Origin of the sequence: Endozoicomonas montiporae CL-33 (assembly GCF_001583435.1) — a bacterium.
Taxonomy (GTDB): domain Bacteria; phylum Pseudomonadota; class Gammaproteobacteria; order Pseudomonadales; family Endozoicomonadaceae; genus Endozoicomonas_A; species Endozoicomonas_A montiporae.
In genome coordinates this window covers 2782654-2802205 of sequence record NZ_CP013251.1, presented here as the reverse complement: position 1 = coordinate 2802205, position 19552 = coordinate 2782654, and the positions used below count along the sequence as shown (strand labels likewise).

The following is a 19552-nucleotide window of genomic DNA, read 5'->3' as shown; positions in this document are numbered from 1 at the left end:
TGAGCGAAGCTCTTCGACAGAGGCCAGATCTGACGCTTGTTAAAGTCGCTGATGGGGCAAAAGACAACTGGACCTACCTTGCCAATGAACTCCCTGAAGGTCACGAGGTTGTAGACTTCTATCATGCCGCAGAGCACCTGAAGAAAGCGTTTGACCTGTCCTATGGTGAAAACAGCAACAAATCCAGAGAAAAGTTCATCACCTATCGCCACATCCTCAAAGAGGAGCCCGAAGGTGTTGAAAAAGTCATCAAAGCTCTGGCTTACCAGCATAAACGACACCCTCGTCGATCGAAGTTGAAAACAGAGCTGGAGTACTTCAGAAGTAATCGAACCCGCATGAACTATGCTGAACACTTGTCGCACAACTTGCCAATAGGCTCAGGGGTTATTGAGGCTACTTGTAAAACCTTGGTAACGCAGCGAATGAAGTGTTCTGGAATGAGGTGGCGGCATCCCGGAGGCCAAGGTATTTTGACAGCAAGGTCATTAATTCAGAGTGGCATGTTCGACAATGGCTGGAAGTTACTGGCGGTGACCTACTGCGCCAAGGTCACGGAAGTGGGTATGGACAATGTCATCCCATTCCCCATGCAGAAAGGTGACTTGGAATTATAGTACCAGTCAATATGAGACTTTCACCCTAAGCAAAGCTGCACATTTCAGGGGGTTAGCTTCCCGACTCATATAGTTCTGTTTGATGTGCCAGGCCAGAATCAGTCCGGCAATATCTCTCTGATAGCTGTCCAGTTCTGGATCTCTTTCAGCCGCTTTTATCTCGTCAGTTCCGATTGCAGCAAACATCAGCTTTTCTGTCTGCCGAAACGGGCCTTTTCGGCCTCAGTTCTCGTTGGCAGGAATTCTCTTGCTTCGGAAATAGCTCGGCTGAATGACATTTGTCTTATTTCTGTGACCGTTTGCTTCAGTGTCATACAGAGCCAGTGTTGAAGTTTTGGTGAAAATCCGTTCTCAGGTCCAGGCCAGTAATCTTTGCGGTGGTTATGAAAAAGAGAGCTGAAAATCCATAAAGCCTGATGTGGCACGGTTTTGTTATCTGGCTGCTCATATTCGACCGCAAGGTTGGCATCATCAGGGACAAGCGCAAACGCTGTAAGAATCAGACTATTGACCTTATGCGTCGATTCGAGAGAAGTGAGCGTATCAATCATCACGCCCGGTGAAATTGGACTATCAGGCTTCAGTGCTAATCGGGTTAATAACCAGACAGAAGGCATAAAGTGGGCTTTTTCTGTCAGGTGACAAAAGTAATTCAGCCTTTCTTCATCTTCAAAAGCTGACGGATTAGAGCGGTATTCCTGATTCAAATGCAGCAGTTCAATATAGTCAGGCAATAGTTCGGAATAGGTATCCAGTAGCTCATAGGTAACCGCCTGCAAGCCAGGTTCATCTCCCCGTTTCATTTTGGTGATAGCTATAGCAAGGAGCATGCTACATGCCATCTTGTCACTCATTGAATGCTTCTGGCCTTCTGCTTTTTTCAAGGCTCCATCCAGATTTTCAAGAACAAAAGGATCAAGGTAGGCCGCTTCGCGGCGACTTTTTGTGCGGTGCAACCTTTTGGCTTTGACAAAAAACACACTCATTTTCCTGAACTATCCTTTCCCACTCTAACAACTGGAATGAAAGGATAGAGCCATAAAACGCTTACTCTTTGCTGTACTACTGCTACTCTCTTTCGTCTGTTTGGCTGAGACGCAGACAAAGAGTTTTATTGTAGAGGTTGAACATAACAACCAAAGCTTTTCTATAAAGCCTGATCTGGATGCATGGCCTGCAATGCCAGCCATTGATATGGAGCCATTGCGGAAAAACTCGGCAGACACTACTGACACAAGCAGCTATGCAGGATCAGACTCACCACCTGATGACAAGCCATACAGACCTCCCGGTTCCTGGCAAACCGTGACCACTGTGGTTGAGTCCATTTGGCAGCCTCTGTACGCCAATCGTGAAGTCATCGGTTACACATTAATTCTGACTCTCCAAAAACAGGGAAGCCCCCCTGAGTCCCAGCCTTATTTATGGCTACCTTTGGTAGCGACTGTCGTCGTCGGTTGGCTGACCAGAAAACACTGGAATCCAGAACTCCCTCTGTTCAGTCAAATGGATGAACAGGAGTCTAGTGAGCAGCATGAACTTCAAATCATCACGTTGATGAACTCGAATCAAGGAAGTTCTTTCTGGCTATCTTTCCCGGAACGACAACAGGACCAATCATTTGGCTCATGCTATTCCTTTGGATATTCACCTTCTTCAGGCTGCCTGTCTGGTAATTCTGGTGGCGGTGGCGGTTTTCCCCCTGGTTCCGCACATACCTTCGGCCAGCATTGTCCCGAGCATCCATGTAACAATGGACCTTGCACCTATGCCTCCAATCGCGGCGCAGACCAACATCCTGCTAATGGCCGGTGTCAGGATTACCGTATGGAACTGGATACATATATAGTGGAAGAGCTGTGTTTATCATTTCAATCTGCTACAGCTCCAGGTTCCAGCGCTTCTAATGGCTTTGGTAATTTTCCCGTTGCCTCTGCCCTACAGCCTTTAGAAGCAACTGAACAACATTTATGCGGTTTCTGTACTGACGGCTCCTGTTTTCTCTGCAAAAATCCTTGTCCTGCTCCTGAAGGAGTTACACATTGCCGAGAAGCTAGTTTTGTCAGGGCAATGGCCGCTCCCCAGACACAAACCTTAATCCACTTCTCTCATCCTCAACAACCGGGCTGCTTTCAAAACGGTACTAACGTTTTAACTCATATATCCCCTTCTTTCATAGCAAAGCAATATACGGGTTTTACACCATCTTCGTTTAGCTCATCTACCGCTAGCATTCAAACAGTTGTTACTGCAGAAACTGGTAGCACAACTAGCGAGCTGGAACCCCGTCCTGCTAAAAAGAAAAAGCTTCAGCACACTGGCTCTGAATCTGAATTTACGGGAGATAACTCTCAACAGCTGTTAAACCAGCATCTTAAGGAATTCCGTGCTTTGCGAACTCCCACAGATAACCTTTGTTGGCTGCATGCTATCAATTTATCCGCAAATGAAAACGTCTCTGGTCTGATTGAAAGGCTCATTGCCATGATTAAAAATTACTTAGAAGGTAATGCGCAGGAATTGACAACCGAATATCTAAATTTTCTCTCAGGCTGGGAAGCTGTACAGGGTGTAGAAAATGTCCGATTGGTTTTGAAACAACTCACCAATCGAGAATGGCCAGACTTCACTATTTTATTGCCGCTTCTGAGCCACTTACTCAAAAAAACTTTTGTCGTTGTCAATCTGCATGCCAGTGGATTGACTCAGGATCAGGTTTTTACCTACGCCAATCCTGATGATTTTCAAGTCACCATAGTCTCAGAAGCATCGTCTATAAGTACCACAGGGGAACCTGTATATCTGGGACTTCTATCCAATGATAATCACTTTGTCGGTATTCGGCCTAGCACCCAAGATGAAAACAATCCATACCGCTGTCCTGTTTGCTTTAACAACTTTACAGAAAACAGTGATATCAAGAGTACAAGTTGCTTTCACTACATCTGTAACCATTGTTTTGAGAAACTTAACAAACCAGAGTGGACGTGTCCTATATGCAGGGAGGAACAGAAGTTTATTCAAGCCCTGTCTACTCACAAAAGAAGAGACCACACCGGGCCACAAACCTGTGACGTGACAGTGGTCGGGGAGGATGGCCAGCAGCGGCCATGCGGGACGGTCTGCAAGAATGCGAAAGCCCTGTCTACTCACAAAAGAAGAGACCACACCGGGCCACAAACCTGTGACGTGACAGTGGTCGGGGAGGATGGCCAGCAGCGGCCATGCGGGACGGTCTGCAAGAATGCTCCAGCCCTGTCTACTCACAAAAGAAGAGACCACACCGGGCCACAAACCTGTGACATGACAGTGGTCGGGGAGGATGGCCAGCAGCGGCCATGCGGGACGGTCTGCAAGAATGCTCAAGCCCTGTCTACTCACAAAAACCAATATCACACCGGGCAAAAAACCTGTGACGTGACAGTGGTCGGGGAGGATGGCCAGCAGCGGCCATGCGGGACGGTCTGCAAGAATGCTCCAGCCCTGTCGAATCACAAAAGAAGAGACCACACCGGGCAACAAACCTGTGACGTGACAGTGGTCGGGGAGGATGGCCAGCAGCGGCCATGCGGGACGGTCTGCAAGAATGCTCAAGCCCTGTCGAATCACAAAAGCGAATATCACACCGGGCAACAAACCTGTGACGTGACAGTGGTCGGGGAGGATGGCCAGCAGCGGCCATGCGGGACGGTCTGCAAGAATGCTCCAGCCCTGTCGAATCACAAAAGAAGAGACCACACCGGGCAACAAACCTGTGACGTGACAGTGGTCGGGGAGGATGGCCAGCAGCGGCCATGCGGGACGGTCTGCAAGAATGCTCAAGCCCTGTCGTATCACAAAAGCCAATATCACACCGGGCCACAAACCTGTGACGTGACAGTGGTCGGGGAGGATGGCCAGCAGCGGCCATGCGGGACGGTCTGCAAGAATGCGAAAGCCCTGTCGAATCACAAAAGAAAACATCGAAAACGCAAGCATGGCGATCTCAGTTCATCGGAAGGTGAAGAGTGATTCGCCTCCCAACCCGACTTAAAACACTTTTCCAGAAAGGCGGCGCATGGTGGCACTTTTACCAGAAGCACAAACACCGCATACGTCCTGCCATTGTGGATAACGTCATCAAAATGCTCAGCTGCGGATTGACGGTGCGGGGCTATGCCGTGTTCCAGTGCAGCAACCCAAAATGCTCGCACCAGAAAAAAGTCTGCTTCAGTTGCAAGAGCCGGTTCTGTCCCACCTGCGGCAAGAAACTCACTGACCAGTGGATAGAACAGCAGAAAGCGATATTTCCGGATACCGAGTGGCAACACATCACCTTCACCATGCCCTCGGAACTCTGGGAGTTGTTCCGGTACAACCGGCAATTGCTGGGCGCACTCAGCGGATTGGCAGCCAAGGTTGTTCTGAAGCTGACCCGAAAAAAGGGAATATTGCCCGGCATCTTCACCGCCCTGCACACCTTCGGCCGTGACCTGAAGTGGAACGTGCATGTGCACCTGTCTGTCACCCGTGGCGGGCTGGCCAATGACAACAAAGACTGGAAGCCTCTCTTCTTCAGCAAGCAGGCACTCATGCCCATGTGGCGCTATGAAATCACCCAACTTTTACGGGAGAGCTACAGCCGAGGGGAACTGAAGCTTCCGAAAACCCTGCAAGCCATCTGTCCCAACAAAACCGGATTCAATCGTTGGCTCAATGGCCACTACCAGAAACCCTGGATCGTTCACTTTGCCAAACCCAGCAAGAATCACCACCGCAACATCAAATACCTGGGTCGCTACCTGAAACGCCCAGCCCTGTCCATGAGCCGCCTGAAACACTACGATGGCAAGGAGGTGATCTTCGGTTATCTGAACCATACCACCAAAGCGTATCTGCGTTTTACCAGCAAAGTGGAGGACTTCATCAAACGCCTGGTACAGCACATTCCGGACAAAGGCTTCCGCATGATCCGGTACTACGGTTTCCTGGCCACCCGAGTGCGCTCAAAGCTGTTACCGAAAGTTTATGATCTGCTGGAGCAGCCTGAGAGAAAAGCCATTCCGATCCGGTTCCCGGCGCTGATGAAAAACAGTTTTGGGGTAGACCCACTGGAATGTATCCTGTGCCAATCCAGGATGATTTTGACAGGCATCGTGCCGGGTAAAACACTGGCGGAGCTGCGGCAGTGCCATGAACGGCTGGCACTGGGCAGACCGGTTGCTCTGGAGTAACAGGGTCAGTGTGTCCTGAGCAAACAGAAGCAGAGAAATAGATGGTTTATTTCAACTTCACACCAATATCACCTGAAAAACTGCGGTTTTTTAGTGTCAGATAAAACGGCCTGATCTCTCTTCAGAAAAAACCATCAGAACTATACGACAACAGGTTTTCTATCTATGCTTTGAAATTCCTATACATCGAGCTGCCTGACAGATCATGTTTTGTAGATTCAGATAATAGCGACTTGTCATTTTCTGTATTTTCAGACTGTCTATCCTGCTTTGGCGGTATTGGCTGAGGCTGCCCTGAATCAGGAATCATCGTTGTATCATTCCATGGTTATCTTTCTGTATGTTCGACCAGATCCGAAACCACCTTAACTGTCGTACGATATGAAGTACGTCATACTCGATGCTGCAGTTTTTGATATTTGAGGGAGAGCAGGAAATGGCAGGGTGGCATAAGAGCAGACTACTACTGCAGCTCCGAATTCAAGCCTTGCGAGATTCCATCATAGCCACAGCAGCAGGTTGGAGGTAAGATCTCATAGGAACTTAATAACCGTCAAGTGTCGTATCTTGCTAATTCGCCCATTACCCGTTGTCACTGCCTTTCTGGATGCTTTGAATGATTCGCTCAAGTCCATCAATTCCTCTGCGCAGTTGAGTAGATCCCAGAAAGTGGCACTGGGCGTTTTTATCATGGGAATCGTGGTAACTAAAACTATTAACTGGGCTGCTTTTGAGCGCAGAAGCTTAGGCAGATTCAAAGCGACCCGTCTGTGCTGGATGTTTTATCAAGCAGAAATTGCATGGCAAAGCCTGCTACAGGCCAGCGTCAGAAATATTCTTCTACGCTATGGAATACAAAGTGGAACCCTTGCTATCGACGATACAGGAAAAAAGCGCACTAAAAGGACTTCAAAAATCGACGGTGCCCATAAGATAAAAGACAAATCAACAGGTGGTTATTTTAATGGGCAGGAACTGGTGTTTATGGTGCTCGTTACTGAAGTAGCTACCTTTCCAGTAGGGTTTCGCTTTTATATTCCTGACCCTGAGTTATCTGCATGGAGGAAGAAAGACAAGGCGCTCAGGAAGCAAGGCATTCAGAAAAAAGAACGACCGAACCGTCCTGAGCCAGATCATGTTCGTTACCCCACCATGCAGTCGTTGACGCTGGTTATGCTGCAAGAATTTGTTGATTCGTTTCCCAACATTACGATCAAAGCAATTCTCGCTGATGCACTGTATGGCACAGGAGACTTTATGGATAAGGCTGCGGAAATAACAGGCGGAGCCCAGGTTGTCAGCCAACTGCGCTCGAATCAGAAAGTATCCAACCGAAACCACTCGGAAGCGACTCTCAAAGCTTACTTTTCGCGCCAGAAAGGCGCTGAAACTCAACTCATAATACGCGGTGGCAAAGAAGAGCAGGTCACGATGCTGGCTGCTCGGCTGTATGTTAAGGCTCATGGGAAAAGACGTTTTGTTATTGCCCTGAAGTATGAGGGTGAAGAGGATTATCGCTATCTGGTGGCTTCAGATATGTCATGGCGGCATACCGACATAGCCAGGATTTACACCTTGAGGTGGTTGGTCGAGGTTTTCATTCAAGACTGGAAAGCTCATTGTGGCTGGAACAGGTTGAGCAAACAGCAAGGTGCTGACGGATCGCAGCGCGGCGTGATCCTGAGCCTGCTGTGCGAACACATGCTGTTACTGCACCCTGAGCAATTCGTCCTACTGAAAAACAAACAGGCCGGAATGCCCGCAGGCTGTCTGATCGAACGCCTCAATGCAGAAGCCTTGCTTGCTACGGTGAAATCAGTGGTTGAATCGGAAGATCCAGATACCGAGCTTAAGGCTCTGGCCTTAGCCTTAGAGCATACTTTGCCCAAGCGGGAGTCGAGCAGGCATATGGCTGGTAGAGACCTGGGAGAACAAAAGGCAACTGACTCACTCAAAGCACACGCCCGGAAGTTTAAACTTTTAGATGCAGCTTAGAATCGAGATAAATACGTTACTTGTTTAGGTAAAACTGCAGCATCGAGTCATATATTCAGTACAGAGTGTGTAAGTTTGCTGGTGAAAATGCCAAGTGTGCAGATAACCTTGTGGGCATTAAAAAAAACACAATACTGCAAACATCTAGCTTGTCGCATGCTTTGAAGTCGAGTAGTGTGCAGCTGAAAATAACAAAAAAGCAGTAACAGGGATCGTAATCAACATTATGTTCAATAGTCCTCTCCCCGGAAAATCCTGGCTGGCAGCGATTGCCACTGCCGTTGTTCTCAGCGTTTATCTACTGACGGCAGATATTACTGATATCAACGATTCTGCAAAAAAAGCTTTACCGTCAGCAGAGGCGATGACGGAAACGACACTGCCAACGGTCAACGCACGCCAGTTTAATCATCAGCTGATTCCAAGAACCATAACGTTATACGGTAAAACTCGCCCGGATCGGGTGATCACAGTCAGTTCAGAGCTGGCGGCACGCATCGTTGCTACTCAAGCTCAACGAGGAGCTTTGGTCAGGGAAGGGGAGGCGTTGGTCAACCTTCGGGAAGGTAGCCTGAAGGCTGAATTGAAATCAGCCCGGGCACAAGTAAAGAAAGCCCGCCTTGATCTGGACTCAGCCAGAACCTTGCAAAAGAAAAACCTGATTGCCGATAACCAGCTGCCACAACTTGAGCTGGCAGTGGCTGAAGCCGAATCGCGTTTGCAACGTTTACAGATTGATTTGGAGAATACCCGCATAGTGTCGCCGGTAACCGGTATTCTGCATGAACGAATGGTGGAGCTGGGCGATTTTATTGACCGTGGCAAACCGGTTGCAGAGATACTGGATCTGAATCCATTAATTGTCTCGGTAGATGTAACCCAGGAACTGATTCAGTCGTTATCTGTGGGCGATGACGCTGACATTCGTTTGTTGGGCGAACAGTCTGCTAACGCCACTGTCCGTTATATATCCCGCAAAGCCAATGACGCTACCAGAACGTTCACTGTTGAACTGGCCATTGCCAACCCTGATATGGAATTGCCTGCAGGCCTCAGTGTGGAAGCGGATCTGGTGATGGGGCAGGTGAGGGCTGTAGAACTCAGCCCGGCATTATTAAGCCTGAATGAGAGCGGGATACCGGGCATCAAATGGGTGGATCGAAATAATATTGTGCAGTTCACTTCTGCCGAGATTGTTAAGACTGGCAGTAACAGCCTTTGGCTGGGCGGGATACCTGCGACAGCCCGGATCATTACGCGGGGACAGGGATTTGTAAAAGAGGGAAGTCGTGTCGTAGTAGCAGGCAGTGATGCGACTCTGGTCGCAGGAGAGTAAGACTATGCATGCGATTATCAAGCTATTTCTCTCCCGGACGCGCACCGTATTGATGTTGTTTGTGCTGTTATTGTCTCTCGGAACACTGTCTTATATTACGATTCCTAAAGAAGCTGCACCCGATGTACCCATTCCTGTCGTTTATGTGTCAGTGCATTATGAAGGCATTTCCCCTGAAGACTCTGAACGACTGATGGTGCTTCCCCTTGAAAAAGAACTCAGGGGAATTGCAGGCATCAAAGAGATCACATCCACCGCATCACAATCTCACGCTTCCATTACGATTGAGTTCATTGCCGGGCTGGATATCACCAAGGTCATGGCGGATGTTCGGGACAAGGTCAATCAGGCCAAGAGTAAGCTTCCGGATGGCAGTGATGAGCCCGTAGTAAAACAGATTACCATTGCCAGTATGGAGCCGGTGATCACCGTTATTCTGTCTGGTGATATGCCGGAGAGAGCTCTGATACAGATTGCCAGAAAAGTGCGGGATGTTCTTGAAGGGCGTAGGGAAATTCTGGAAGTCACCATTGGCGGTGATCGTGAGGATGTTATTGATGTTGTTATTGACCCGTTAAAACTGGAAAGTTATGGATTGGTACCGGCCGATGTCGTTAATTTGGTTGGCAGCAACAACAAACTGGTAGCCGCAGGCAATGTCGATAATGGCAATGGTCGTTTTGCTGTTAAGGTACCCGCTGTTTATAAGACTCCGGCCGACATTTTGGCCCAGCCCGTCAAGGTAGACGGTGATAAAGTGATCACGTTTGCCGATGTTGCTACCGTTCGCAGTACGTTTAAGGACGGTGGCAGCTACGCCAGTATGAATGGTGAACCCAGTGTTTCACTGGAGGTCAAAAAGCGCCCGGGCGAAAACATCATTCAGACGATCGAAGTGACCAAAGCCATCGTTGCAGAGGTACAAAAACAGGCTCCCGACAGTTTACAGGTTGACTTCAGTAAAGATCAGTCCAAAGACGTACAATTGATGCTGCTTGATTTGCAAAATAACGTGCTGTCTGCCGTGATTCTGGTGGTTATCGTTATTCTTGGCGCGCTGGGGCTTCGTAGCTCAATTCTGGTCGGGCTGGCCATTCCGGGTGCTTTTCTGACCGGCATTCTGATGATCGCCATTTTCGGGCTGACCATCAATATGATTGTTTTGTTTGCCCTGATTATGTCCGTCGGCATGCTCGTTGACGGTGCAATTGTAGTCACCGAATTTGCTGACCGGAAAATGAGTGAAGGCCTGCCCAGAAAAGACGCTTATTTACAGGCTTCCCTGCGTATGTCATGGCCTATCACCGCCTCAACAGCAACGACACTGGCCGCCTTTTTCCCATTAATGTTCTGGCCGGGCATGATGGGGGAGTTCATGATGTACCTGCCGCTGACATTAATTGCCACACTGTCCGCATCACTGGTGATGGCTCTGATTTTCATCCCGACCATTGGCACACTCATTGGCAAACCCAGGGTACTATCGCCCACAGAAACAATAAACGTGAAAGCCTCTGAGGTCGGTGAACTGGCGACAATGGTCGGCTTATCAGGACGTTACACCCGTTTGCTGACAAAAGCCCTGAATCATCCGGGCAAGATAGTAGGCTCGGGTTTATTGCTGGTATGTGCGATTTACTGGGCTTTTGGCAGAGTAGGAAATGGGGTCGAGTTTTTTCCGAGTGTCGAAACCAATTATGCCCGGGTTAGTCTTTTAGCCAATACCAGCAACTACTCCATTGATGAAAAACACGACATTGTGAAACAGGCTGAAAACCTGTTGATGGAATTACCCGTCATCAAGTCCGTTTATGCAAGAACGGGTGATAAACAGAGCATAGGTACTCTGTCGCTTACACTGGTTGACTGGCAGTACCGGGGACCAGCACCTGAGGTCATGGAGCAGATAAAGGAAAAACTCTCGATTTTTTCAGGGCTTGATATTCTGGTTAACCGACAAAAAGACGGCCCGCCTTCTGGCGTACCATTAAGTCTCACTATTTTCTCTGAAAACCTTGGTCACCTTGATAACAGCCTCAGAATAGTCGAGCGCGTTCTTCGAAATCACCCCAAGGTCGTGAATATTGAACATAACGGATCGACTCCCGGTTATGAGTGGCAAATGAACATTGATCGTACCGAAGCTGCGCGCTTTGGTGCTGATGTCACCACCACTGGCAGTATGATCCAGATGGTGACGTCAGGACTGAAAGTTGGCAGCTATCGACCGGATAATAGCAATGATGAAGTTGATATCCGTATAAGGTTTCCGGAGCAGGATCGTCATCTTGAGAGCATCGACCGACTGAGACTGATGACGGCTGCAGGTCTGGTGCCGATCAGTCACTTTACCGATCGGACCATTGCCAGCAAACTGGATAATATTAATCACACCGATGGGCTGCGGAGTGTCAATATTGGTGGCGATCTGTTGGAGGGTGAGCAGCTTGGCAAGATTTTACCGGAAATATTTGCCGAGATTGAAGCCGCAGGCTTGCCCGACGGTGTCAGTGTTTCCATTAAAGGTGAACAAGCTGATCAGCAGGAAAGTCAGACCTTCCTGATAAAAGCCTTTGCCGTTGCGTTGTTCGTTATGGCAATGATTCTTGTCAGCCAGTTTAATAGCTTTTACCAGGCCTTCCTGATTATGTCTGCCGTGGTGCTGTCAACAGGTGGTGTGTTTATTGGCCTGCTCGTGACCGGGCAGCCTTTTGGCATTGTCATGAGTGGCATTGGTGTCATCTCTCTTGCAGGGATTATCGTCAACAATAATATTGTACTGATCGACACCTACAATACGCTAAGAGAGAGGGGGATGGATGCGACACAGGCGGTCTTGCGTACCGGAGCACAACGTTTACGACCTGTATTGCTCACCACTGTCACCACGGTACTGGGGCTGTTACCCATGGTACTGTCGGCCAACATAGATCTATTTGCTCATAAAATTGATATTGGTGCACCTTCAACACAAATGTGGAACCAGCTTTCAGTCGCCATTGCCAGCGGATTATCCTTTGCAACCGTACTGACACTGTTTATTACTCCTTGTCTGCTGGTGATAGCAGGCAGAAGAGAGGATCGGAGAAATAATCAAATTTAATCGTTGGTCTCATTGAATAGCCTGTGAACACAGGCTTGGGGCACAGGTCAGGCATCATTATAACATATAATTTAACATAATATATATTATGCGCAATCAAAGAACACAGATGATCATTCTGTTGCTAACGGTATAGCTTTATAGATTTATCTGGCTGCTCGTCGGCTGCTTATATGTAGACATATTGATTTATCCTGATTCTCTACCATGAATAGCCTTTCTTGAAATATCCATGTCTACAAGTTTTACATACGTTATGTGGCTAGGGATTTCTGCAAACTCAACATTTATTCATGAGAATGACACCCTCCGCTGTCACTGCTTTTGTAAACGCTCATAAAAATTCAGTCTCAACGCTCTTCATCCTGTATTCTCTAGCTTCCCATACTTAGCACTTTGGTTTTATTTATTAATAAACGACAGTGGTTTGTCTTTCGCAAAACATTTGACCGGTAAGGCGGAAAATAAAACCTTGCTTTCAAGCGATGTGCAGCAAGAGCTTTACTTCATTAGCGAAATCAGGAACGGCTTATTTTCTATATTGCAGGCTTTTTTATCTATTTATTAGCAATAAAGTCTCATTATCTTTTTTCCGCAAGGCCACGTCTCACAAGTGTTCCGAAATGTAACGTATGGAGCATTTATTTATATAAATTACGATAATATTTTATTAAATTTGCCTAAACAGGCTAAAAGTGTCTAATATTTGTTCTTGTGGGGTTGTAGTTCAAACCATAGGTTTTGTCGGATAATTTTTGTCTGATTAACAGGTTAAACGACGGCTCCATAGCAGCAACTCCCCCTCAACTAACGACAAGAGAACTGAAAGATGACAATAAAAGGGTTAATCAAACTCACTCAGCTTCTTCAGGAATATCCTCTGACGATCATCCAGTGGCAGATCCTTCTGGTTGTCTCTGAAAATCCAGGAGAAACCATCACTGATCTGGTCAATGAAGAAAAACTGACTTGCGGAACTCCCAGTGATATTGCTGTCAGTGTAAAGCGTCTGGGTGAAGGTCGTCATGACCGTCCTGGTCTCGGTTACATCAAGAAAGTACAACATGAAGCAGATGGCCGTTACTTCAAACTGACTCTTACCGCCAAAGGCAAAAAACTGGTCGAGAAGATCAAAAGCAAGTCTCGCACCATGAAGTGAAGTTGCTACTGCAGGCATGGGCTCAGTTATGCTGAGCGCTGGTTATTGGTTGAGTCCAGATTCCCAGCTTGAGCCCCTATCATTTCAATGATGAATGCACCCCCCGCATTTCATGATGCTGCCAGGCCAGGGATAAGCCTTATGCAGGCTTGCCAGCTCAAACAAACCACCCTCCTCTCTTTTCCCGTTCACAATATAGCCCTGAAGATTCACTAATAAACTATTTGCTTACGGGAGCCCAACTTAGACACCAACCACCTTTCTCAACCGTCCGATAGCCGAACAGCTGACAGCCGTTGTTTCTTTCCGGTTTAAAGAACATGCAGTTACCACAGTTGTCACCCTTTTTATACTTCGGATCTTTAGCCATTTGTGCATCCTTCACATAAGACAGAGCCTTGGCCATCGGCTCATCTTCAGAAACCTCTGTCTCTTCAGCTTTAGCAGGCAATGCATTAACCAGTGGAATTATGCTGATGGCTGCACCTGCTTTTAAGAATTGTCTGCGTTTCATTCAGTTTCTCCATTCTTCACTGTTTCTGTTTTATGCCTCTATGCGTATTACGTATTAAAACCGTGATTCGATCAAATTTATTTGAATACCGCCGATTACTACCGGTAAGTTCAGCTACGGGTTTTAACGTATTGATTTTTAAGAACTTTTGTGCATAAAAAATAACCAGCTGTTATAGTATTTTTCCCTGTAATTCCTGTGTTATTTAGCAAAAAAAAAACGCTATCAAATCATTGATACCCACATATGATGAATATAAATGCTAATAATTCATTAATTTCTAAATATAAGTGCATAAATACCCACATATAAGACAGTAGTAATATAATTTTTAATGCCTATTTATTTTATTTTATATGAAAATATATTCTAACCAGACATAAAAAAGCCGGACTAAATCCGGCAAGCACAACACTGAATAATGAGTTATTTTTTCTTTCTGGCTTTAACGATCCTGCCGCCCTTCAGGTACTTAAAGCCTTTTTTCAGCTTTCCTTTCCCCTTTGTTCCCGCTTTCCTGCTTACCGTTCTTTTAGCCATAGCTATTCCCTTTCCTCTTCCAGTTCATTAATCCGGTATTCGGCAACGGTTAAACGCTTGTCCATGCTGGTGATCTGGTTACTAATGCTGTCAGTCTTTCCAAGATCAACGCCCGACACCGTCAGCACCAGAGTCAGAAGGCCGTATAACAATCCATGTTTTTTAACGTCTTCCACGACATTAACCATTGCCTTTTTCTTTTACAAAGATTGCCGCCAGTGCCGACACGCCGCTGATAATTGCCGGTATGGCATTAGACAACGTTGCAGCCTCCGCAATTGTTACCCAACCGAAACCGGACGCAATCGCCGCTATGCCTGCCCATGTAGAAGGCTCTTTTAATCTATCCATGATCACCTACCTATCTATAAGAGTTTGCCTTTTTTCACCACCAGATAAACCACGCCGATCAACGCCGCCCCCAGTATTAAAGAATCTGTACGCATACCGCCGCCGCTGCCTTGATCTAATGCGTCGTCTACCTGCGCCCCGACGAATGAACCTGCGCCCAGTCCGGCGGTTAATGCCGCCGCGCCTATGATTAGTGGAATCATGCCAACGCTACCCCCGTCCTGATCAATTCCATTGAATAAGGCTGAATGCCGTTCTCATGCCGGATCATTGCCGCGATTAATGCCGGATAATGATTCGGTTCAACCGTGTTATAAGGCTGCAACCCTGTAGCTTGTGCGACTCCGTTTATATAACTTTCGGTGTCGTTTTCTGTTGGTGGTGCCCACGTTGCGATAATATCGCCCAGTGTCACCACGCCCCGCCGCCGGTAACTGGCTAACACCCGCGCCCCTGCACGTATTCCATAAACAGGGTTAGTAAATTCCTCAAACTCTGGATCATCGTCTTTTATCCGTTCGCCTTCCCACTGGTAATCAGTACCGGCATTCTCCCGAATGTTTAGCGGGTTGTTGTTTCTAATACCCCGCGGTAAATTTGTATATTGTTTCGCCTTATGCAGCATCAGCAAGCCCCCCGCCGCTAATACGGCAATGATTATTTTATTTCCGGTATCCATAGCCGCGCTTGTTCCTGTCCGGCTAGCATTAACGCCTGTTTTAATTGAGCAACTGTTACCGTTTTTACTACGTTGTCAGCTAATACCCATGTCATTGTGTCGGTGTCAGACTCCGCAACGGTGATCACCCGCGTCATTCTTTGTTGGCTGATTTCGTCACCGTCGAATGGCATCCCGTCCACCGTTACCACGATGTTTGCAACGTTTACCGTCCGTTGTATTTTCCATTCACGTATATCGTGTTGGTCTTTTAATGCCTGATCCAGCACCCAGCCGGAACCGTCCCATTGATCAAACTGCTGCGGCTTGTCTGTTGTTTGGGTTTCTGGAATTTCGCCCAGTTCTTTTATCGTTGATTCGGTTTTATCCGCTTTTGAATAGACCACCGTTCCCCGATGGTCGGCGATTAATTGCCATTGCTCGCCATCAAATACCGCCGCCTGATTCGTTTCGATTTCCGGCGGTGCAACCGGTGTAGCGTTTGCCGGTATCAGGTAGCCGCCTTTCGGGTTTTTCTGGCACTGTACCGGCCTTGTGTATTCGCCGGTTTTTGGGCTGAATTGATACCACTCCATCAGATCACCCCGTGATAAATGCACAACAGTGCGGTTGTTGATCTTGGTCGGTTTTCATTAGCAGTCGGTACGACACGACTAGCAAAAAAATCTATTCGAGTTGCACTACTTGATACGCCACCGCTCGCGCCTTGATTGCCGGTATCCCTGTAGGTTTTGAATGCGCCGTCGGTTCCCCAGACTGCGCCCAGCGGTTGAACATGCAAGCCCTGAAAAACACCGCCTGTTATATCCCTGATTGCGTCACCCTGAGCATACCCCGCCCAACGTCCAGAATTGCCCATCGGTCGTATAAAATCGGTGATCGGATTCAGTATTAAATCGTTACCGCTTTTTGTTATAAATGCGCTACCACAGTTCGCCAGATCCGGAAAATCGTTAATCCCATTGGGAATAGTGGAACCGTCCAGCGCAAAATAACCCGCCGGTATATGATTAAACGTAAACCACTCTAACCGCCCAACATATACAGGCTTCCTAGTCACTTGCTCCCATGTAGGCCAGTTGTCCGCTGTAACTGGCCTTTGTTTAATTAATTGCCAATTCACATCCATCAACCGCATTATTCGACAACCTCCATTAAATACACGGTCTGTGTCCCTGACCCATCGCCGCATAATTGCAGCTCGCCGCTAAATTCGGTGAAGTCGTGAGCGTGACCGCCGTACAATGGCAAACCTTTATTTTTTTCGCCTGCCAGCCAGACCCGCCCCGTATTGCCTGCGTCTGCGTACAGGGTTAATTTTTGCCGTGTACTATTGGCTGCAATGGTGAATATTTCCCCGTCCGATAGCGTTACTGGTGCCATGGGATTCACAGATTGAGCGTTTTTTATGGAGATCTCGCCATACACCGCCGAGTCGGATACATCGCCATAGCCGTAAATCAAACTGGCGACTAATTCACCAGACCCGAGACTGTTAATGATGCGTAGATTGCTCTGCTGTGTTTGCAGTTCGATTTTGCGTCCTGCGCTCATGTCGGCACTGTTGCCTGAATCGGTTTCGATTCTGAATCGTTTGTTTGCGGATTCGGCAAAAAAGAAATTGCCGGAAATGGCAAGATTCACTTCCTGACCTTCAGCCACCCGAACCGACAATGAGCGAATATTAAAACCTTGCTGGATCATTTAACCGCCCTCGATAGAATGTAAGCCGCCGCCACTGCTGCCGATCCGTAGGCCAACGGTCTGATAATATCGACGGTTAGACCGCCGTCCGGTGAATTGGCGGTATTCACAAACGCCAGCGCCTGCTTGAGATTGCCGGTGATGGCGTCAAATGCCGTGTTTGTGTTCTTACTTGCAAAATCAAACGCCTTATCAGTGCTACGGGTGTTCGCTGCCAGAACATCGTCAGCAAAATCAAACACCTGCCCTGTATTGTGTTCGATTAATGCGTTTGTGGTTCTGAGGTTTTCACCGCTTTGATCAATCACATCACCAGCAAGCCGCATCGCTTCATTAATGGCGTTATGGTCGGTAATGCTTATGGTCGAACCGGATACGTTCGACAGTATCAAGCCTTCATTGTCACCTGCCAATGACACCTGACTATTAGTGTTATTGGTGGTATTGCTGCTTCTGCTGCTACTGGAACCGCCGCCCATTAGTTAATCATCCATTGATAAATAGTTTCGCCGGTTGATCGCTGTTCGACTTTTTGAAAACCGGAAAACGTTTGTTTAATAAATCGGGCAAAGGCAGGCTTGAAGGTATGAAAGCGGATTGATTTTAGCCCCTGCTTTTTTGCTGCTGCCAGCAAATACACACACGCACTGACCAGACCCCGCCCCGCCGCACAACAGACGACTAATTCTCCGTTTTCAATTCGGGTAATCAGCCACAACCGCCCGCCATTTACTTTCCATAATTCCGCCTGCCCTGTTTCAATCTCGCGCCGGAAGTCATAACCGTAAAACGTGTCTCTTAATGCTCTATACGCCGTACCGGTTAACCGCCGCTGCCGATTAAAAGTTACTTTTTCTTTTTGATCAGCCATAAGGCCACCGCAGCCACCACTACAACCTTGATAATGGTGTCGTTTGTACTGTTGCCGAAATTGACCGCGCCGAAATTGATCGCGCCCGAATTGGCAGAGCCGCCCGCACTGGATTGACCAGCCGAACCGCCCTTCGCGCCTTTTAATGCCTCGCCTGCCAGTGATGCTGTACCAAACATCAGCGCACCACCTTATAAAGAATCAGACCCGCCAGTAATGCACCGCCGACATACAAGACACGGTTGTCCACGCCGTTGATCAGTGAACCGTCCTGATACTGCAAATCGGTTACATCGTTTGCTTGCGTTTGCTGTGACTGCAACTCGGCTTCACGGATCGCCGCCGCCTGATCCATGCCCTGCTGATAGGCATCGAAATTGTTCTGGGCTTTTGCGGTTTCAACGTCCACATAAGCCCCTAACAAACTGTCGAAAAAATTACCCATTTCGACCCCCTTAGATACCGCCCAGACCGGACAGGTATTCTGTGTATGCGACGATGGTATCCGCGCCGGACATTTCCAGAATCAGACGGAAATCGGAAAGACCTTGTAACGATACTTGGTTGCCCAGCTCGTTATCGGTCATCCAGTCCACGTGATACCAGCCGCTTTGCGGGTTTCTGCCGGAACGCTTCAGATAATCCTGCATTCGGGCTTTAGATAGTTCCCAAATGGTTTGTCCGTTAACTTCAATTCGAACTTTTTCGATCTTGTCAGACTTCAAATGCAAAGCCTGTAAGAACATTTCTTTTGGCAAGTTCTCAATTTCAAAATCCCCCGCCGCCGTTGCGCCGTAGGTGAAATTACGAACTTTCGTGATACTGCCCAGACCGTTAGCGTCTGCGTGTACCTGCCCGTTTTTGGTGTGGCTGTAACGTGGTGCATAGGCATCAATCGCCGGTGAACCGGTCGCCGCGCCAATGTTGAATTCAATTTGTGCCGTGTTCAGATCATAAACACCCATATTGAATACACGGGCTTGGGCTGCACTGGTGAAGTGCTTGCGCTTGAAAGTCAGCTCGATTTCATCACTCGCCACGTGGTAGCCGTAAAACTTCTGGATCGCTTCCAGATCCGCAACAGACTTATAGGACTGAATCGGCTTACTGTTGGCCTTTACATGAATTTCGGTGACTGCGCTTTTGTCGATATCGGTCAACTTCATGTTTACCGATTCGTAAGTCATCGCCCCAACGGGTAGACCCAATGTAGCGGTTTGATTCGCGCCGACATTAGTAATCTGACTCACTTTTAATGGTCTTGTGAATGACATTGCAAAAGCTCCCTTTTACTTGCCGGTCAGCTTACGGACGGTATCATTTTTGTTGCTGAGGTAGATAACCCCAACGGCTACCAGTGCCGAGGCCACAACAAATTTATAATCAGTCAGTTTATTAAGCATTTTGCTTTCCTTTCGGTTGTATGAAATAAGCGGTAACCATTGCCACGACTAAGCCAGCGGCAACGGT

At 47.8% G+C, this 19552-nt stretch carries 21 protein-coding genes and 1 pseudogene; 7 read left to right on the top strand and 15 right to left on the bottom strand.

Translation table 11 applies throughout. The annotated features are described in order from the left end of the window. A pseudogene (locus tag EZMO1_RS26825) lies at nt 1–617 on the top strand (hypothetical protein); the annotation flags it as partial. Between the two features lie 6 nt (nt 618–623). Here the strand turns inward: EZMO1_RS26825 and EZMO1_RS12905 are convergent. Then, nucleotides 624–803 carry a hypothetical protein gene (locus EZMO1_RS12905; protein ID WP_034872943.1) on the bottom strand — a complete coding sequence of 60 codons (180 nt, stop codon included), beginning with the start codon at nt 801–803 and terminating at the stop codon, nt 624–626. After that, a complete protein-coding gene (locus EZMO1_RS12900) occupies nt 803–1597 on the bottom strand; it encodes a hypothetical protein (RefSeq protein ID WP_145912585.1) in 795 nt (264 codons plus the stop codon). The genes EZMO1_RS12905 and EZMO1_RS12900 overlap by 1 nt, the downstream gene beginning before the upstream one ends. 106 nt (nt 1598–1703) lie before the next feature. On the opposite strand from EZMO1_RS12900, the gene EZMO1_RS25555 reads away from it, so the two are divergent. From EZMO1_RS25555 to EZMO1_RS12865, 6 genes are all read left to right on the top strand, one after another. After that, complete coding sequence (locus EZMO1_RS25555; protein ID WP_086936413.1) at nt 1704–4628, top strand: RING finger protein; 2925 nt, start codon at nt 1704–1706, stop codon at nt 4626–4628. Further along, nucleotides 4625–5830, top strand: a complete 1206-nt coding sequence (locus tag EZMO1_RS12885) for an IS91 family transposase (protein WP_187300020.1) — start codon at nt 4625–4627, stop codon at nt 5828–5830. Before EZMO1_RS25555 ends, EZMO1_RS12885 begins: the two co-directional genes overlap by 4 nt. A gap of 567 nt (nt 5831–6397) precedes the next feature. Continuing rightward, nucleotides 6398–7825 carry a transposase gene (locus tag EZMO1_RS12880; protein ID WP_145912468.1) on the top strand — a complete coding sequence of 476 codons (1428 nt, stop codon included), beginning with the start codon at nt 6398–6400 and terminating at the stop codon, nt 7823–7825. A 226-nt stretch (nt 7826–8051) separates the two neighbouring features. Next, nucleotides 8052–9161, top strand: coding sequence for an efflux RND transporter periplasmic adaptor subunit (locus EZMO1_RS12875; protein ID WP_034872946.1), 1110 nt, complete (start codon nt 8052–8054; stop codon nt 9159–9161). 4 nt (nt 9162–9165) lie between these two features. Beyond that, complete coding sequence (locus tag EZMO1_RS12870) at nt 9166–12264, top strand: efflux RND transporter permease subunit (protein ID WP_034872947.1); 3099 nt, start codon at nt 9166–9168, stop codon at nt 12262–12264. An 829-nt stretch (nt 12265–13093) separates the two neighbouring features. Next, on the top strand, nt 13094–13423 hold the full coding sequence (locus tag EZMO1_RS12865) for a MarR family winged helix-turn-helix transcriptional regulator (protein WP_034872948.1): 330 nt from the start codon (nt 13094–13096) through the stop codon (nt 13421–13423). A gap of 220 nt (nt 13424–13643) precedes the next feature. Here the strand turns inward: EZMO1_RS12865 and EZMO1_RS12860 are convergent, their stop codons facing one another. From EZMO1_RS12860 to EZMO1_RS12805, 13 genes are all read right to left on the bottom strand, one after another. Then, entirely contained in the window at nt 13644–13937 is a 294-nt protein-coding gene (locus EZMO1_RS12860; RefSeq protein ID WP_034872949.1) for a high-potential iron-sulfur protein, read from the bottom strand. A gap of 542 nt (nt 13938–14479) precedes the next feature. Beyond that, entirely contained in the window at nt 14480–14665 is a 186-nt protein-coding gene (locus EZMO1_RS12855) for a hypothetical protein (protein ID WP_034872950.1), read from the bottom strand. Beyond that, entirely contained in the window at nt 14658–14828 is a 171-nt protein-coding gene (locus EZMO1_RS26815; RefSeq protein ID WP_169740809.1) for a hypothetical protein, read from the bottom strand. Before EZMO1_RS26815 ends, EZMO1_RS12855 begins: the two co-directional genes overlap by 8 nt. 14 nt (nt 14829–14842) lie before the next feature. Then, nucleotides 14843–15031 carry a hypothetical protein gene (locus EZMO1_RS12850; protein WP_034872951.1) on the bottom strand — a complete coding sequence of 63 codons (189 nt, stop codon included), beginning with the start codon at nt 15029–15031 and terminating at the stop codon, nt 14843–14845. Further along, complete coding sequence (locus tag EZMO1_RS12845; RefSeq protein ID WP_201772134.1) at nt 15028–15507, bottom strand: structural protein; 480 nt, start codon at nt 15505–15507, stop codon at nt 15028–15030. The genes EZMO1_RS12850 and EZMO1_RS12845 overlap by 4 nt, the downstream gene beginning before the upstream one ends. Beyond that, a complete protein-coding gene (locus EZMO1_RS12840; RefSeq protein WP_051789311.1) occupies nt 15486–16082 on the bottom strand; it encodes a DUF4376 domain-containing protein in 597 nt (198 codons plus the stop codon). The genes EZMO1_RS12845 and EZMO1_RS12840 overlap by 22 nt, the downstream gene beginning before the upstream one ends. After that, nucleotides 16082–16645, bottom strand: coding sequence for a hypothetical protein (locus EZMO1_RS12835; protein ID WP_051789312.1), 564 nt, complete (start codon nt 16643–16645; stop codon nt 16082–16084). The genes EZMO1_RS12840 and EZMO1_RS12835 overlap by 1 nt, the downstream gene beginning before the upstream one ends. Continuing rightward, complete coding sequence (locus EZMO1_RS12830) at nt 16645–17211, bottom strand: hypothetical protein (protein WP_034872952.1); 567 nt, start codon at nt 17209–17211, stop codon at nt 16645–16647. Before EZMO1_RS12830 ends, EZMO1_RS12835 begins: the two co-directional genes overlap by 1 nt. Then, a complete protein-coding gene (locus EZMO1_RS12825) occupies nt 17208–17690 on the bottom strand; it encodes a hypothetical protein (protein WP_051789313.1) in 483 nt (160 codons plus the stop codon). Before EZMO1_RS12825 ends, EZMO1_RS12830 begins: the two co-directional genes overlap by 4 nt. Continuing rightward, nucleotides 17690–18082, bottom strand: a complete 393-nt coding sequence (locus EZMO1_RS12820; protein ID WP_034872953.1) for a hypothetical protein — start codon at nt 18080–18082, stop codon at nt 17690–17692. Before EZMO1_RS12820 ends, EZMO1_RS12825 begins: the two co-directional genes overlap by 1 nt. Then, nucleotides 18058–18261 carry a hypothetical protein gene (locus tag EZMO1_RS12815; protein ID WP_034872954.1) on the bottom strand — a complete coding sequence of 68 codons (204 nt, stop codon included), beginning with the start codon at nt 18259–18261 and terminating at the stop codon, nt 18058–18060. The genes EZMO1_RS12820 and EZMO1_RS12815 overlap by 25 nt, the downstream gene beginning before the upstream one ends. Further along, nucleotides 18261–18527 (bottom strand): hypothetical protein, encoded by a 267-nt coding sequence (locus EZMO1_RS12810; protein WP_034872955.1) that lies wholly within the window; start codon nt 18525–18527, stop codon nt 18261–18263. The genes EZMO1_RS12815 and EZMO1_RS12810 overlap by 1 nt, the downstream gene beginning before the upstream one ends. Nucleotides 18528–18537: 10 nt before the next feature. Beyond that, entirely contained in the window at nt 18538–19356 is an 819-nt protein-coding gene (locus EZMO1_RS12805; protein WP_145912583.1) for a major capsid protein P2, read from the bottom strand. Between the last annotated feature and the right edge of the window lie 196 nt (nt 19357–19552).

Excerpts from the sequence above, each read along its gene's own strand:
- EZMO1_RS12875 (WP_034872946.1), top strand. The coding sequence starts at position 8,052 with ATGTTCAATAGTCCTCTCCCCGGAAAATCCTGGCTGGCAGCGATTGCC.
- EZMO1_RS12905 (WP_034872943.1), bottom strand. The coding sequence starts at position 803 with ATGTTTGCTGCAATCGGAACTGACGAGATAAAAGCGGCTGAAAGAGAT.
- EZMO1_RS12860 (WP_034872949.1), bottom strand. The coding sequence starts at position 13,937 with ATGAAACGCAGACAATTCTTAAAAGCAGGTGCAGCCATCAGCATAATT.
- EZMO1_RS12840 (WP_051789311.1), bottom strand. The coding sequence starts at position 16,082 with ATGGAGTGGTATCAATTCAGCCCAAAAACCGGCGAATACACAAGGCCG.
- EZMO1_RS12815 (WP_034872954.1), bottom strand. The coding sequence starts at position 18,261 with ATGTTTGGTACAGCATCACTGGCAGGCGAGGCATTAAAAGGCGCGAAG.
- EZMO1_RS12805 (WP_145912583.1), bottom strand. The coding sequence starts at position 19,356 with ATGTCATTCACAAGACCATTAAAAGTGAGTCAGATTACTAATGTCGGC.
- EZMO1_RS12845 (WP_201772134.1), bottom strand. The coding sequence starts at position 15,507 with ATGGATACCGGAAATAAAATAATCATTGCCGTATTAGCGGCGGGGGGC.
- EZMO1_RS12825 (WP_051789313.1), bottom strand. The coding sequence starts at position 17,690 with ATGGGCGGCGGTTCCAGTAGCAGCAGAAGCAGCAATACCACCAATAAC.
- EZMO1_RS12830 (WP_034872952.1), bottom strand. The coding sequence starts at position 17,211 with ATGATCCAGCAAGGTTTTAATATTCGCTCATTGTCGGTTCGGGTGGCT.
- EZMO1_RS12835 (WP_051789312.1), bottom strand. The coding sequence starts at position 16,645 with ATGCGGTTGATGGATGTGAATTGGCAATTAATTAAACAAAGGCCAGTT.
- EZMO1_RS12810 (WP_034872955.1), bottom strand. The coding sequence starts at position 18,527 with ATGGGTAATTTTTTCGACAGTTTGTTAGGGGCTTATGTGGACGTTGAA.
- EZMO1_RS12870 (WP_034872947.1), top strand. The coding sequence starts at position 9,166 with ATGCATGCGATTATCAAGCTATTTCTCTCCCGGACGCGCACCGTATTG.
- EZMO1_RS26815 (WP_169740809.1), bottom strand. The coding sequence starts at position 14,828 with ATGGATAGATTAAAAGAGCCTTCTACATGGGCAGGCATAGCGGCGATT.
- EZMO1_RS12855 (WP_034872950.1), bottom strand. The coding sequence starts at position 14,665 with ATGGTTAATGTCGTGGAAGACGTTAAAAAACATGGATTGTTATACGGC.
- EZMO1_RS12820 (WP_034872953.1), bottom strand. The coding sequence starts at position 18,082 with ATGGCTGATCAAAAAGAAAAAGTAACTTTTAATCGGCAGCGGCGGTTA.
- EZMO1_RS12850 (WP_034872951.1), bottom strand. The coding sequence starts at position 15,031 with ATGATTCCACTAATCATAGGCGCGGCGGCATTAACCGCCGGACTGGGC.
- EZMO1_RS12865 (WP_034872948.1), top strand. The coding sequence starts at position 13,094 with ATGACAATAAAAGGGTTAATCAAACTCACTCAGCTTCTTCAGGAATAT.